At 66.9% G+C, this 14,303-nt stretch carries 13 protein-coding genes; 6 read left to right on the plus strand and 7 right to left on the minus strand.

All coding sequences use genetic code 11. The annotated features are described in order from the left end of the window. Positions 1–100: 100 nt before the first annotated feature. From ald to AZG88_RS20615, 6 genes are all read right to left on the minus strand, one after another. Positions 101–1,210, minus strand: a complete 1,110-nt coding sequence (gene ald / locus AZG88_RS20590) for an alanine dehydrogenase (protein WP_061698770.1) — start codon at positions 1,208–1,210, stop codon at positions 101–103. A gap of 360 nt (positions 1,211–1,570) precedes the next feature. After that, complete coding sequence (locus tag AZG88_RS20595; protein ID WP_061698771.1) at positions 1,571–2,818, minus strand: NAD(P)/FAD-dependent oxidoreductase; 1,248 nt, start codon at positions 2,816–2,818, stop codon at positions 1,571–1,573. 3 nt (positions 2,819–2,821) lie between these two features. Further along, the gene (locus tag AZG88_RS20600) at positions 2,822–3,010 is read right to left on the minus strand and encodes a ferredoxin (protein ID WP_061698772.1); all 189 of its coding nucleotides are present in this window, start codon (positions 3,008–3,010) and stop codon (positions 2,822–2,824) included. An 84-nt stretch (positions 3,011–3,094) separates the two neighbouring features. Then, positions 3,095–3,850 (minus strand): gamma-glutamyl-gamma-aminobutyrate hydrolase family protein, encoded by a 756-nt coding sequence (locus AZG88_RS20605; RefSeq protein WP_063886851.1) that lies wholly within the window; start codon positions 3,848–3,850, stop codon positions 3,095–3,097. A 10-nt stretch (positions 3,851–3,860) separates the two neighbouring features. Further along, positions 3,861–5,354, minus strand: coding sequence for an aldehyde dehydrogenase (locus AZG88_RS20610; RefSeq protein ID WP_061698774.1), 1,494 nt, complete (start codon positions 5,352–5,354; stop codon positions 3,861–3,863). A gap of 17 nt (positions 5,355–5,371) precedes the next feature. Then, positions 5,372–6,724 carry an aspartate aminotransferase family protein gene (locus AZG88_RS20615; RefSeq protein ID WP_442971728.1) on the minus strand — a complete coding sequence of 451 codons (1,353 nt, stop codon included), beginning with the start codon at positions 6,722–6,724 and terminating at the stop codon, positions 5,372–5,374. A 113-nt stretch (positions 6,725–6,837) separates the two neighbouring features. On the opposite strand from AZG88_RS20615, the gene AZG88_RS20620 reads away from it, so the two are divergent. From AZG88_RS20620 to AZG88_RS20640, 5 genes are all read left to right on the plus strand, one after another. Then, positions 6,838–8,268, plus strand: a complete 1,431-nt coding sequence (locus AZG88_RS20620; RefSeq protein ID WP_061698775.1) for an aldehyde dehydrogenase family protein — start codon at positions 6,838–6,840, stop codon at positions 8,266–8,268. 251 nt (positions 8,269–8,519) lie between these two features. Continuing rightward, positions 8,520–9,935: a glutamine synthetase family protein gene (locus tag AZG88_RS20625; protein ID WP_061698776.1), complete on the plus strand. Its 1,416-nt coding sequence runs from the start codon at positions 8,520–8,522 to the stop codon at positions 9,933–9,935. 75 nt (positions 9,936–10,010) lie between these two features. Next, positions 10,011–10,721: a substrate-binding periplasmic protein gene (locus AZG88_RS20630; RefSeq protein ID WP_061698777.1), complete on the plus strand. Its 711-nt coding sequence runs from the start codon at positions 10,011–10,013 to the stop codon at positions 10,719–10,721. A 159-nt stretch (positions 10,722–10,880) separates the two neighbouring features. Continuing rightward, positions 10,881–11,138 (plus strand): hypothetical protein, encoded by a 258-nt coding sequence (locus AZG88_RS20635; RefSeq protein ID WP_061698778.1) that lies wholly within the window; start codon positions 10,881–10,883, stop codon positions 11,136–11,138. Between the two features lie 134 nt (positions 11,139–11,272). Beyond that, positions 11,273–11,641, plus strand: coding sequence for a hypothetical protein (locus AZG88_RS20640; RefSeq protein ID WP_061698779.1), 369 nt, complete (start codon positions 11,273–11,275; stop codon positions 11,639–11,641). 552 nt (positions 11,642–12,193) lie between these two features. On the opposite strand, the gene nemA is transcribed toward AZG88_RS20640, so the two are convergent. Then, positions 12,194–13,327: an N-ethylmaleimide reductase gene (gene nemA / locus AZG88_RS20645; protein WP_082833415.1), complete on the minus strand. Its 1,134-nt coding sequence runs from the start codon at positions 13,325–13,327 to the stop codon at positions 12,194–12,196. A gap of 671 nt (positions 13,328–13,998) precedes the next feature. On the opposite strand from nemA, the gene AZG88_RS20650 reads away from it, so the two are divergent. After that, positions 13,999–14,303: phospholipase D family protein (locus tag AZG88_RS20650; protein ID WP_197487886.1), on the plus strand; the 305-nt coding region annotated here is incomplete at its 3' end.

The following is a 14,303-nucleotide window of genomic DNA, read 5'->3' on the forward strand; positions in this document are numbered from 1 at the left end:
CCGTTCCCCGCGCCCACCGTCTAACAGGGGTGGTCGGCGCGGGGAACGGTCGTTCGGCGGCCCGTGGCCAGCCTTCGGATGTGGAAGAAGTGCGGATCCGTCAGACCGTGACGAGGTGAGCCGACTCGAGTCCGTGCGCGTGCGCGACGGGGGCGTAGGTCACCTGCCCGGCGTGGGTGTTCAGGCCCCGCGCCAGCGACTGATCGTCGTTCAGCGCCTGCTCCCAACCCTTGTTCGCCAGGGCGAGGGCATAGGGCAGTGTGACGTTGGTCAGGGCATAGGTGGAGGTATGGGGCACGGCGCCGGGCATGTTCGCCACGCAGTAGAAGATCGAGTTGTGCACTTCGTAGGTGGGCTGGGCGTGCGTGGTGGGGCGTGAGTCCTCGAAGCACCCACCCTGATCGATGGAGATGTCGACCAGCACCGATCCGGGTTTCATCCGGCTGACCAGCTCGTTGGAGATCAATGTCGGGGCCTTGGCGCCGGGCACCAGCACCGCACCGATCACCAGGTCGGCACCCAGGACCGCGTCTTCGATCGCGTAGGCGTTGGAGGTGACGGTGCGCAGGCGCCCTTGGTAGATGCGGTCCGCGGCGCGCAGGGTGTCGACGTTCCGGTCCAGCAGCGAAACTTCCGCTTGCAGGCCCAATGCGACCGTTGCGGCGTTCATCCCCGAGACACCGGCACCGATCACGACGACCTTGGCCGCCGGGACACCGGGCACCCCGCCGAGAAGCACGCCGCGCCCGCCGCCGGCCCGCATCAGGTGGTAGGCGCCGGCTTGCGGCGCCAGCCGGCCGGCGACCTCGCTCATCGGTGCCAGGAGTGGGAGGGCCCCGCTCGGGATCTGCACCGTTTCGTAGGCGATGCCGGTCACCCGGCGTTTCTGCAGCTCTTCGGTCAGTAGCTTGTCGGCGGCCAGATGAAGGTAGGTGAACAGGACCTGCCCCTCACGCATCCGGTGATACTCGGGTGCGATGGGTTCTTTGACCTTCAGGATCAGGTCACCGCTGGCCCACACATCGTCGGCCGAGGAGAGGATCTTTGCGCCCGCGGCGAGGTAGTCCTCGTCCGGGATCGACGATCCGACCCCGGCCGACTCCTCCACGAACACCTCGTGCCCGTGCGCGACGAGTTCGTGTACACCGGCCGGGGTGATGGCGACGCGGTACTCGTGGTTCTTGATTTCCTTGGGAATGCTGACCTTCACAGGACCCTCACTTCGATCATTTCTTGGTTGTCGAGACGGGTGGTGATTCAACGGCGCGTAGACAATTCGGCGCCGCACGGCCGGACGTTGCCTCAGGGGGCGAGACCGCGGCTCGCCACTCCCGGGGAGTCGGCGGCGGGTGTCCGGTCCGGGAAGCGGCCCGGGCGCTTAGGTGGGCGTGCCCGGGTATTCGGACGCGGCGGCCACCGAAACCTGCGCTGCGGTGGGGCATCTCCGGCCTTGCCCGCAGGGTGTGGGACGCGTGGGGGCGGGCAACCCACCACACCGACATCAGTGCAGCCGGTCGGTCCGGAGGCGACGCGCCGTCGGCGGCGGACCGGATCTGCGGCGGGCGAGGGCTCAGCCCACGGCCTCGAGAAGGGCTTTGTGCCGCAGCCGTTGCGCCGGCGTGCCGCCGGCGATGACGACGCCGGTCATCGTGGACTCTCTGAAGTAGCCGACCACGACGCCGTCCGATGCCCACCCAGGGGTGAATCCTCCCTCCAGGACCTCGATACGGTCTGCGTGGTCGGTGCGCCCGAATCCCTGGATTCTGACGTCGAATTGGTCGCTCCAAAAAGCTGGCAGCGGCGCAAATGGTGCCGGATCTCGGTCATCGCTTTCGGCGGGGCTCAGTCCGCGGATTAAGGTGGTGGCGGCGCGCTGCGCGGTGTCGGCGGGAACGCACCAGTGTTCGACGCGGCGCGGGGTGCTGTCGAATCGCGGATTCGGGAAGCGAGCCACATCCCCGACCGCCACCACCTCGTCGCGACCTTCGACGCGCATCAGGTTGTCGCAGAGGACGCCGTCCGACAGGTCCAGGCCGTTCCCGTCCAGCCATTCGACGTTGGGCCGTGATCCGACTGCCTCGACCAGCACGTCGGCTGCGAGTTCGGTCTCGTCGTCGAGGATGACCGTACCCAGCGTCTCGGGATCCGATGACCGTCCGACGAGGGCCGAGACCGACCTGCCCAGCGCGAACGCCACGCCCTGCTCCTCGTGGAAGATCTGCAGGGTGCGGGCGAGTTCGGAGCCGAGCGGGCGCAGCATCGGTGCGGCGAACGGCTCGACGACCGTGACCCGGCATCCGGCGCGGCGGGCACTGGCGGCGACCTCGCAGCCGATGAAGCCGCCGCCGACAACCACCACGGAGGCTCCCGCGGTCAGCTGCGCACGCAGTGCGATCGCATCGTCGAGGGTGCGTAGTACGTGCCGCTGCGAGCCGAACCCGTCGATCGGCAATCGGCGGGGCCGCAGACCTGTGGAGACGACCAGACCGTCATAGGCGAGCGTGCGTCCGTCGGCGGTATGCACGACGTGGTCCGCCAGCACGGCCCCGGTTACCTCGGTGCCCGTCATCCAGGACACGTCCTCGACGTGCGCGCGGCGGCGCAGGGCCACGCCCGGATAGTTGATCAGTTCGGTGGCGCCGAGTGCACTGGCGTCGGAGGCGACCAAGACGTTCTTCGACAGCGGTGGACGATTGTAGGGCAGATGAGCCTCGGCGCCGACCACCGTCAGCTCACCCGACCAGCCGTGCACGCGCAGTTGCTCAGCGGCGCGCAGCCCGCCGAGGGAGCCGCCGACGATGACAATCCGTGGTGTCATCGGTTAGTCGTCCACACGGATCGCCTGGACGGGGCACACGTCCGCGGCTTCTTCGACGGATGCGCGAAGGGATTCGTCGGGCGCCGGCTCCCAGACCAGCCTCCCGTCGTCATCGAACTGAAATACCTTCGGCGCGCTGAAGATGCACTGTCCGTGGTCGGCGCACACCGCGGTGTCTACGGTGACTTTCATGATGGGGCCTCTTCTCCCTGAGTGGTCGGTCGCTGTACCGCGCTGGGTACGGTCGTTGTCTTCTGCCGTGGGTTCCCGGACGGATCAGGAGCCGGTGCACTGGTGGCGTTCCCGGCCCTCGACGTGGTCGAGGAACGCCCGGAACAGGGGGGTCATCGGGTCCTGTTCGGGATGCCACAACACACCGAGCGCGAACCCATGCTCGGCGGACTCGATGGCCTCGATCACCCCGTCCGGCACCGAGTACGCACTGACCATCAACCCGGTGCCGAGCCGGCCGACGCCCTGGTGATGTGCGGAGTACACGGTCGCGGTGTCGGACTGGTAGGCGCCCGCAGCGACCGTGTCCGGGACGAGGGTGACCTCGTGCTTGCCGAACACACCGTCGTGGGCGGCGTGGTCGTCGTGGGCCAGTGAGTCGGGCACGTGCTGGTCGAGTGTTCCGCCGAAGGCGAGGTTGAGCATCTGCATTCCGCGGCAGATGCCGAGGATCGGGACGTCGAGTTCGAGGGCGCGGCGGGCCACCGCGAGCTCGGCGAGATCGCGCGCGGTGTCGGGTTCGGCCGTGGCGGCGTGGGCGGCGTGGCCGTACGTCGCCGGGCCGATGTCACGTCCCCCGACCAGGATGACCGCGTCGACGAGATCGAGTACCTGGTCCGGGTTTTCGGTGATGTCGCCATCGGCCGGGAACATCAGCGCGGTCCCCCCGGCGCGCCGGACGGCCTCGATGTAGGTGGTCGGCAACGTCGCGGTGGGGATGTTCTTCCACATCCCGAAGTCCCCGTGTTCGACGCCGACGACGATGCCGACCTTCACGCGCCCGGAATTGGAGGAGTCCATGGTGGTCACCTCAGCCGATCGTGAAGGGGTCGCGGGTGGCGCCGGTCAGTTCGACCCACACCGCCTTGGTTTCGGTGAATTCGAGGACTGCGTCCGGTCCGTTTTCTCGGCCCCATCCGCTGCCCTTGAAACCGCCGAACGGTACGCCCGGTCCGACCACGCGGTAGGCGTTGATCCACACAGTGCCGGCGGTGACGGCAGCCGCGACGCGATGTGCGCGTTGCAGGTCACGGGTCCACACGCCGGCGGCCAGGCCGTATTTCGTGCCGTTGGCCAGTGCGAGTGCCTCGTCCTCGGTCGAGAAGCGTGTCACGGCGAGTACTGGGCCGAAGACCTCCTCCTGCGCGATGGGCATGTCCGGCCGGACGTCGGTGAGCACGGTGGGTTCGACGAACAGGCCGCCGCGGCCCGGTGATTGGCCACCACCGGTGGCGACGGTGGCGCCGTCGGCGACCGCCTTGTCGATCATCCCGAGCACCGAGGCGAATTGCCTCTCGTTCGCCACCGGTCCCATCTCGGTGGCCGGGTCCGTCGGGTCGCCCAGCACGATGGTCTGCGCGCGGCGCACGATCAACTCGACCAGCTCGTCGTGGATGGATTCGTGGACCAGCAGGCGTGAGCCGGCCAGGCAGGTCTGCCCGGTGGCGGCGAATACGCCGGCGATGACACCGTTGGCGGCGGCTTCCAGATCCGCGTCGGGGAACACCAGCTGGGCGGACTTGCCGCCGAGTTCGAGCAGCACCCGGGTCATGTTCTGCAGGGCCGCACGGCCGACCTCGATACCGACGGCGGTGGAACCGGTGAAAGCGATCTTGTCGATGCCGGGGTGGCTGGCGAGGGCCTTGCCGACCTCCGGTCCGGTGCCGGTCACCACGTTGAAGACACCCGGGGGGAAGCCCGCCTCGTCCATTCGTTGGGCGAATTCGAGGGTCGAGGCCGGGGTGTAATCCGAGGGTTTGACGACGAGGGTGCAGCCGGCAGCGAGGGCGGGCGCGAGCTTCCACGCCAGCAGCATCAGCGGTGAGTTCCAGGGCAGGATGGCGCCGACGACGCCGACCGGCTCGCGTCGGGTGTAGATGAAGAAGTTGGGGCGATCGGACGGCAGGGTGTCGCCGCCGAGTGTCTCGGCGATTCCGGCGTAGTACCGGTACCACTGCGGGAGATAGGCCATCTGGGCGGCCATTTCGCGCAGCAGTTTGCCGTTGTCTGTGGTCTCGATGGCGCCGAGGGTGGTGGCATCGCGCTCGAGCAGGTCGGCGAAGGTGCGCATCAACCGGGCCCGTTCGGCGCCGGTGGTGGTCGACCACGGCCCGGTGGTCAGGGCGGCGCGGGCGGCGGCGACGGCGCGGTCGACGTCGGTGGCGCCGGCGTCGGGGGCCGTCGACCACGGCTCCTGGGTGTAGGGGTTGGTGGTGGCATAGCGGGCCCCGGATTCGGCGGCAACCCAGGCTCCGTCGATGTACATCTGGTATTCGGGCAGCCCGGTGGTGTCGATCGTGCTCATCAGTTTTCTCCTGGGGGTCAGTCGGTCGGCAACGAGAGCGCCGCGGCGTCGACGAGTGTCGATCGCAGGATGGTCTCGATCTCGGCGAAGTGGTCGGGGCCGGCGATGAGCGGCGGCGCCAGTTGGACCACGAGGTCTCCGCGCATGTCCGCGCGGCAGATCAGTCCCCGCCGATAGAGTTCGGGGGCAAGGAAAGCCAGCAGCGCCTTGCCCTCGGCCGGCGAGAAGCGTTGCTTCGTCGGGGGGTCCTTGACCAGTTCGATCGCCCAGAAGTAGCCTGCCCCGCGCACGTCACCGACCAAGGGAATGTCGCGCAGCGACTCGAGCATTCCGCGCAACACCGGTTCATTGGCGCGCACGTTTTCGAGCATCTTCTCGCTCTCCATCAGCTCGATGTTGGCCAGCGCGACCGCCGAGGCGACCGGGTGCCCACCGAAGGTGACACCGTGCATGAACACGTTGTTGTCGGTGAGGAACGGCTCCATGACGCGGTCGGAGGCGATGACCGCGCCCATCGGCGCGTACGCGGAGGTGAGGCCCTTGGCCGTGGTGATGATGTCGGGCACGTAGTCGAACCGTTGGGCGCCGAACCACTCGCCCAGGCGTCCGAACGCGCAGATGACCTCGTCGGAGATCAGCAGGACGTCGTACTGGTCGCAGATCTCCCGTACGCGCTGGAAGTAGCCCTCCGGCGGGACGAAACAGCCTCCCGAATTCTGCACCGGTTCGAGGATCACCGCCGCGACGGTGTCCGGTCCCTCGAACTCGATCCTTTCCCGGATCGCCTCGGCGAGGGTATCGACCGCCTGCGGGTCCAGCCGGTACACGTTGGTGTTCGTCACGTGGCTTCCGCCGATGGGCAGCGGCTCGAAAGGTGCCCGTGCCGGCGACAACGCGGTCGCCGCCAGCGCGCCCAGGGTGGTGCCGTGATAGGCGGTGTTGCGGGAGATTACCTTGTACTTACCGGCCTTGCCGCGAATCTTGTGGTACTGCCGGGCGAGCTTGAAGGCGGAGTCGACGGCTTCGCCGCCACCACCGACGAAGAACACCCGGTTGAGATCCGCGGGCGCCAGGTCGGCGATCTTGGTTGCGAGCTCGATCGCGCGAGGGTGAGCGAACCCCCACGTCGGGAAGAAGGCCAACTCGGTCGCCTGCTTGGCCGCGGCGTCAGCCAACTCGGTGCGGCCGTGGCCGACGTTCACGCAGTAGAGGGAGCTCAGGCCGTCGAGGTACCGGTTCCCGTGCTGGTCCCACACGTAGCAACCCTCGCCGCGGACGATGACCGGGACTTCGGCCCCCTGCGCATACGCACCCATGTTGCTGAAATGCATCCACAGATGCCTGCTCGGGTCGGAATCGACGGTCTGCACGGGATTCGCACTCAACTCGACTACCTCCACTCTGACTCAGTTTCGGGGGATCTTGCCTTCTAACCTCTGACATTATAGGTTTGATTTATGGATGTCAACGGAGGAGCAAACGCATGACGCAGATACGCAGCCAGAACTTCATCGGCGGACGGTGGGTCGACCCCGCCGACGGCGCGCGGGCGCCGATCACGAATCCGGCAACAGGCACGGTGATCGGCGAGGTGGCGGCGAGCTCACGCGCCGACGTCGACCGTGCGGTCGGTGCCGCCGAATCCGGCTGGCAGACATGGCGAGAGACGACCCCGCGGGAGCGCTCGGAGTATCTCTTCGCCCTCGCCGACGCGATGGCCGCGAACAAGAGCGAGCTGGCCGATCTCGAATCGGCGAATGTGGGCAAGCCAATCCTGAATGCCCGCGGTGAGGTCGACGAGGCGATCGACGGCCTGCGCTTCTTCGCCGGTGCGATACGCAGCTCAGAGGGATTGGCGTCCAACGGATTCCGCCGCGGCACCACCTCGATCGTGCGCCGGGAACCCATCGGCGTCGTAGGCCTGATTACCGCGTGGAACTTCCCCCTGATGGGCGCGATCTGGAAGGTCGGCGCCGCACTCGCCGCGGGGAACGCCTGCGTGCTCAAACCCGCCGAGCAGACCCCGTTGACGACACTGGCACTCGCCGAACTGGCGGCCCCGATCCTACCGCCTGGAGTCCTCAACGTCATTACCGGACAGGGCGATCCGGTCGGATCCGCGCTCTCCCAGCATCCCAAGATTCGCATGGTGTCGGTTACCGGCGCGGTCACTACCGGAAAGGCGGTGGCCGCCGCGGCGGCGCACACCCTCAAGCGGGTGCATCTCGAATTGGGGGGCAACTGTCCCGCCATCGTCTTCGGTGACGCCGATCTCGATGCGGTGGTCGCCGGAATTCGTCAGGCCGCCACGGTCAACTCCGGTCAGGTCTGCCTTTCAGCGTCGCGGCTTCTGGTGGCGAAGTCCTGCTACGACGATCTTCTCGATCGCCTCGTTCCCGCGTTCGAGTCGGTCCGAGTCGGCGCGCCCGAGGAGGGCGAGCACATCGAGATGGGGCCACTTGCCTATCGCGGGCACCGTGATCGAGTGGTCGGCTACATCCACAAGGCCCAGAACGCGAAGATTCTGACCGGGCACCTCGACCCGGACTCCGACAGCAATTTCGTTACCCCGACAGTGATCACAGCCGTCGAGCAGGGTGACACGATCGTGCAGGAGGAGATTTTCGGTCCGGTCGTGACCGTGCAACCGTTCGACACCGACGCCCAGGCGGTGGAGTGGGCGAACGGGACCCCCTTCGGGCTGGCCGCGTCCCTGTGGACCCGCGACCTGAACCGGGCGATGAACACCGCCCCGCGTCTCGAGTTCGGCACGGTCTGGATGAACGACCACCTGTCGATGCTTCCCGAGATGCCGCACGGCGGGGTCAAGGATTCCGGGTACGGCAGCGAAGGCTCGAGTTACGGCATCGACGAGTTCACCCAGGTCAAACACCTCTGGATCAAGCACGGTTGAGCCCTGAGACGTGATGTCCCGGCGCACCGCTCGCGGCGGCGCCGGAACATTCGTACAGACCGGTCTGGATGCTGAATACACCGGACCGGAGGGTTGCGAAACACCCCACAAGCGAATAACATCTAATGCCTGATGTTATATCATCACTCAGGGTTCGCCCCTGGGATCCCCCCGTGCCGCACACGTCGCCCGGAACGCCCACTCGATGGGCGCGGCGTAGCACACTATTCTTGAGACCCCGGAGGACAAGTATGCCCACCACCCGTGAACACATGACCCCGCTGGAACTCGCGCTCAGCGATCCCGCCCGTGACGCCGAACTGAAACGGTGTCGGCAGCTGTTCGACGAAGGCGGTGTCACGCACGTGCATTGCCAGTACGTGAGTGTGCAGGGCCGCGTCCTCGGAAAGGTGATGCCGGTCAAGTATTTCCTCGAGACCGCGGCCCGCAAGGGTGTGCCCTTCGGTTACGCCGTGGCCGGCGGATTGCAGGCGAGCCTGGCCGGTGAGCTGCTCGGACCAGGCGGCATCAGCACCCGGGAGGGCCTGCTGGTGCCCGACTTGGCCACGGCGCAGATCCTGCCGTGGGATCGGAGCGTGGCACGAGTGTTCTGCGACCACTTCCGCTCCCTGCGCGAGGAAGTCGGACCGGGTGAACCGGAAGAGGCCGACGCCCGCGGCAACCTCAAGCGTGTCATCGCCGCCTTCCGTGAGGAAACCGGACTCGAGCTCCGCACCGGGTGCGAACCGGAGATGAGCTGGTTCAGCGGCCCGGACGCCATCGACCGCTCCGCATCCTTCTTCCCCGACTGGGTGGGCCCGTCCTACCACCTCGAGCACATCGCGGAAATGATGCCGATCCTCAAGCGCATCACCCAATACGCCCAGCAAATGGGCTTCGAGATGATCCAGTCCGACTACGAGGACCCCGGCCAGCTCGAGTGCAACTTCCTCTACGACAACGCCCTCGCGACCGCGGACCGACTGATCACCTACCGGCAGATCTGCATGGCGGTGGCCAAGGAGTTCGGTGTCCTGGCCACCTTCATGCCGAAACCGGTACCCGGCATCATGGCCAACGGCTGCCACCACCACGCGAGCCTCTGGCGCGGCGACGAAAACGTCTTCGCCGACGACGACGACCTCACCGACCTCGGCCGGCACGCGCTCGGCGGCCTGCTCGAGCACACCCGCGGAATGACCGCGGTGCTCGCATCGACGACCAACTCCTACGCCCGGTTCTGGGACGTCGGCCTGTTCGCGCCGGCCGTCACCAACTGGGGATACGACAACCGCACCACCAGCTACCGTGTGCTGCCCGGACGCGTCGAAGTCCGCTCCCCCGACGCCGCCGTCAACCCCTACCTGTCCCACGCCGCGCTACTCGGTGCGATGGCCGACGGCATCCGCCGCAACCTCGATCCCGGCAAACCCGAACTCGGCAACGCCTACGCACCCTCCGACGAAGAGACCCCCTCGACCTTCGCGGCGCCGCCCCTGACCTTGTCCGAAGCCCTGGACGCCCTCGAGGAAGACAAGGCGGTCCGCTCCGTCCTCCCCGGCTCGCTCTACGACACCTTCACCGCCTGCAAGCGTGACGAATGCAACCGGCGCTCGGGCGCGATCACCGACTGGGACTTCAACACCTACCTGCGGTACACCCCGTAACACCACCATTCGGACCCCGCCCCTCGGCGGGGTCCGATCCTCCATGCCGGTATCACCTCCAGAAGGATCCCTACCGTGAGCGATCTGCAACTCATCCAATCCGGAACTCTCGTCCTGTGCTCCACGGACATTGCCGCTCCCCCCATGACCTCCGTCGTCGACGGCGTGCGGTTCGGCTACGAGCCCGACCTCGGCCGGGCACTGGCCGATCATCTGGGCCTCGAACTCCAGTGGGTCGACGTTCGTCGGTGGTCCGATTTCGTGCCGACACTGACCGAGAAGCGATGCGACGCGATCCTGTGCAACCAGGCCATCACCCCCGACCGCGAGGAAATCGTCGACTTCACCCTCCCCTACGGACGGTTCAACGAAGGAGTGGTCGTCCGCACCGACAGCCCCATCCACTCGGCCGCCGACCTCGTCGGCCGCAAAGTCGGCGCCATCACCGGGACCACCAACATTGCGCTGGCCGCATCGTTCACCGGCGCCGAGGTCGTCGAATTCGGCTCGGGTGACGACGCCTTTCACGAGATGGCCGACGCCGCCGTCGACGGCACCATCGATGCGTTCGTCGACGACGAGATCGTCCTGCCCGCACTCGAAGCCACCGGTAAGCTGCGGGTCGCTTTCATCGCACCCACCGGAAACCCGTACGGCGTTGCGGTGCGCAAAGATTCAGATGCGTTGCGCACCAGCCTGAACGAGGCGATCCAGCACCTGATCGCGAACGGCACGCTCGCCGAAATCTGGAACAACAACTTCCCCACCAAAGCATTTCCCTTGTGAACCTGCCGTCGCCCTCGCGGCACGGCATCAACTGACCGTGAAGGCGGCGACCGCCGACATCTGCACCTGGACAACGGCGGCCGCCGCCCAGACCGGCCACACGGACCACTACCGAGGAACTCACCCCTCAACGGTTGGGAGAAACCTGCGGAATCGACGGTGACACATCCCGACGACGACATTCTCGACCTGGCCGCTCTGTGGGCGCCGATCGGCGGGCCCACCCCGGACCGGATCAGAGATCTCTTCCACATCGAGGTCGACGACTATCTTCGCCGACTACTCAATGCAATCCGCTTCCACCGAAGGCGCCTTCCCGAACGCACTCGCGCCGATCTCGAGCACGTTGTACGGATCCTCGATCCTCACCGAACTCGACAAGACGCAGCGCACGAACACACCCCCACCACCCGATGACAGCCCAGCCTGGCGCGCTGATTAGGTTGCCGCGCAGCGTCGCCCGACTGCGAACACCCACGTATGCCGGTACTGCCGGCTCGATCCCCGGACAACTATCCGACTGAATTACTTCTCTAGACAGCTGGTTTCCCATGTCTGAACCGCACACCAAGACCCGCGACTTCCGGCCCGACCCCACGTCGAGCAGGAGCCTCGCCAACAACCCCGCCGCCGACGAGCACCCCACGGCGCACCCACTCCCCCGCCGACAACAGCTGCGCGACAAGGTCCGCGCGGAGAGACACTCCCGCGTTCCGCGAGAGGCAGACCAGCTGATCCGCTTCGCACAGAACTGGATCCCGTACGGAGGACCGCCGCCAGATGAAATCATGGTCCAGTTCGGGATGACCACTGCCCGCTACCTAGAGGCCCTTCGACAGGCGATCTACCTGCCCGACTGCGACCCCAGCATCGCGCGCCGAATACACACTGCTTACTTCGCCCGCCGATCGACCCGATAGCCACTGGCGCCGCAGGCTGTCGAAGTCGGTCCTAAGGACTCAATGCAGCGACGCGCTCGTCGCCGTAGACATCAGTGACTCCGAGGAGCTAGCGGATGACGAACCAGTGAGTAAGGACCTTCTCACCCCCGAGCGTGAGCTCAGGCGGGGCGCGACGGCATGGACTCGTGCCATACGTGACAACCCGAGTAGGTCGCAGTTGACCAGGGCGGCAACTCTCAGGCCGGCGCGCCCGAGCAGCGTGTGCGCCGACCACCCCGTCATGCCACCCGCCCACGGCTCCACGCGTCGCGACCTCGCCGGCATGACCAGACTGGCCTCGCAGTCTGAAGTGGCCACGGTCGGGGCGGCTTGGGTTGGACACCGGAGGCTGCATACCTGCTTGGTGAATGAGTCGATCTTCGGCTGTCCAGTACAAGCATTCAACCACCGCCGGCGGAGCTGAATCGAGGCGAGCCTCGTCCTCGAGGCCACCGTCCCATGGTGCCGGCGCCGAGGAACGCGGCGCGAGTCGATGGGCGCCGAGGAACGCGAGCGCAGGCAGATGTGGTGCTACGCGCTGTGGGCCGGATAGTCCGTGTAGCCCTCGGCGTCCCCGCCGTAGAACGTCGCGGGCACCGGCGCGTTGAGCGGCAATCCTTTCGCAAGGCGGACGGGCAGGTCGGGGTTGGCAATGAACGAGCGGCCGAAGGCGACGGCATCAATCAGGCCAGCGGAGATCAAGGTCTCGGCCTTCTCGACGTCGTAGCTGCCGGCGCCGACGATGACGCCGGGAAATGCTGACCGCAGTTGGGCGCGAAACTCTTGGTCCAGGGGCGGGCCGCCCGCCCAGTCCGGCTCGGAAAGGTGCAGAAACGCTATACCGCGAGCCGCGAGCTCCGTCGCCACGTGCAACCCCATCTCGGCACTTTCCGGGTCGTCGAGCCCGTTGAAGGGACCGACTGGCGAGACGCGAACACCGATGTGGTCGGCGTCCCACGCGCCGGTTACCGCGTCGACGACCTCCAACATCAGCCGGGCGCGGTTGGTCTGCGATCCGCCATACGCGTCGTCCCGGTGGTTCGACCGTGGCGAAAGGAACTGTTGGAGGAGATAGCCGTGCGCGCCATGGATCTCAACTGCGTCGAAACCCGCCTCGCGCGCGTTGACCGTTGCCGCGCGGTAGTCATCGATTACGCGTGGGATCTCGTCGGTACGCAGTGCTCGGGGCGTCGGGCAGCTCACACGCTCCGGACGCCCGTTCACGCCGCGCAAGGTCGTGCGGTTTCGGTACGGAAGCGCGCTCGCCGACACGGGCAACGCTCCGTCGTGTAGTGACTCATGGGATACGCGACCCACGTGCCACAGCTGAGCGGCGATACGGCCACCGGCCGCATGCACCGCGTCGGTCACGCGGCGCCACCCGGCCACCTGCTCGGGGCTGTAGATACCCGGCGTGTCCATATAGCCCTTGCCCTCGGGGGAGATCTGCGTTCCTTCCGAGACGATCAGGCCGGCGCACGCACGTTGAACGTAGTAGTCACGCATCAGGTCGTTGGGTACGTCGTCTGGTGGGGTGGCGCGCATCCGCGTGAGCGGCGCCATCAACACCCGGTTGGGCAGGTTTAGCGCTCCGACGCGCTGTGGTGAGTGCAGTAGGCCGGCTGATGTCATTCGGGCGACGATGACTTCGCGGGGGTCCTCCATGAACGGGACTCCTTCTCGTTTTTCTACAACATACAATGTTAGAGGTTAGATGCAAAGGGGTGGAGGGCGGAGTTTCAGTGCCGGAAACATTTCAGGGTTGCCGCCGTGCGGATCTCTAGGCGCAAGCCCGTGCTGAGCGCGACACGCTTGCGTCCCACTACCCGTTGCGCCGGCGTGCCACCCTCCACAACGGCGCCAATCATGCGGCCGTCGCGCACGTACTCGACGGTCATTCCTCGCGCGGGTTAGCCGTGTTCGAGGTCGCCGTCGACGGCGAGAGGTCTCGTCACGCTCTGCTGACGTCCCGAACCCAGCGTTGTAGTGGAGGGATTCGCCTCTTGCCCCGTGTCACGGATGGTTGTGCGCACTGGGCGGTGATAATTTCAGTTATCGCAGCTACGGGCCCGAATCCCCACGTCACCGCGTTTTTGCTCTACAGAGTGTCGATTTTTGGCCGCCTTGGTGACGAGGCTGTCGAACTTCGGCGACGCCCCCGCACCGACAGGGCTGGCCGCGGCGTTGACGACCGACACCATGAGGGCCCTCGACCGACCGGCTCCTGCGCCGTCGAACTTAAGCCGTGAGCCGGGCTCCAGGAGGTCGGCGACCGGTTCACCACCTCCCGTGGCGTTTCATAAGGCAGTGGACGAGACCGGTTACCGTCTGTCGGTATGGGGACCACCTTCCACGGGCCGAGTCCGTGGCCGCACATCACCCGCGCCATCCGCACCCGCGGCGCCCGGTACGCCGCGATCGGCTACCTCGGACAGGACGCACCCGCGCTGCTCCCGCTGCGCGCGGGGGACCTGTTGGTCGTCAACGCCTCCAAGGCCGCGATCCGGGCGCACGCCACCTCCCCCGCCGCCCTCGCGTACTACCTGAACAGGGGGGTGCGGGTGCTGTCGTCGCCGACCCTGCACGCCAAGGTGATCGCGACCAACACCCGGGCGGTGATCGGGTCGGCGAACGCGTCGGA

The organism is Rhodococcus sp. LB1 (genome assembly GCF_001583455.1).
GTDB lineage: Bacteria > Actinomycetota > Actinomycetes > Mycobacteriales > Mycobacteriaceae > Rhodococcus_F > Rhodococcus_F opacus.

Bases quoted from the DNA above. Each gene is read 5' to 3' on its own strand.
- AZG88_RS20595 (WP_061698771.1), bottom strand. From the start codon at position 2,818: ATGACACCACGGATTGTCATCGTCGGCGGCTCCCTCGGCGGGCTGCGC.
- AZG88_RS20600 (WP_061698772.1), bottom strand. From the start codon at position 3,010: ATGAAAGTCACCGTAGACACCGCGGTGTGCGCCGACCACGGACAGTGC.
- AZG88_RS20605 (WP_063886851.1), bottom strand. From the start codon at position 3,850: ATGGACTCCTCCAATTCCGGGCGCGTGAAGGTCGGCATCGTCGTCGGC.
- AZG88_RS20610 (WP_061698774.1), bottom strand. From the start codon at position 5,354: ATGAGCACGATCGACACCACCGGGCTGCCCGAATACCAGATGTACATC.
- AZG88_RS20620 (WP_061698775.1), top strand. From the start codon at position 6,838: ATGACGCAGATACGCAGCCAGAACTTCATCGGCGGACGGTGGGTCGAC.
- AZG88_RS20625 (WP_061698776.1), top strand. From the start codon at position 8,520: ATGCCCACCACCCGTGAACACATGACCCCGCTGGAACTCGCGCTCAGC.
- AZG88_RS20640 (WP_061698779.1), top strand. From the start codon at position 11,273: ATGTCTGAACCGCACACCAAGACCCGCGACTTCCGGCCCGACCCCACG.
- nemA (WP_082833415.1), bottom strand. From the start codon at position 13,327: ATGGAGGACCCCCGCGAAGTCATCGTCGCCCGAATGACATCAGCCGGC.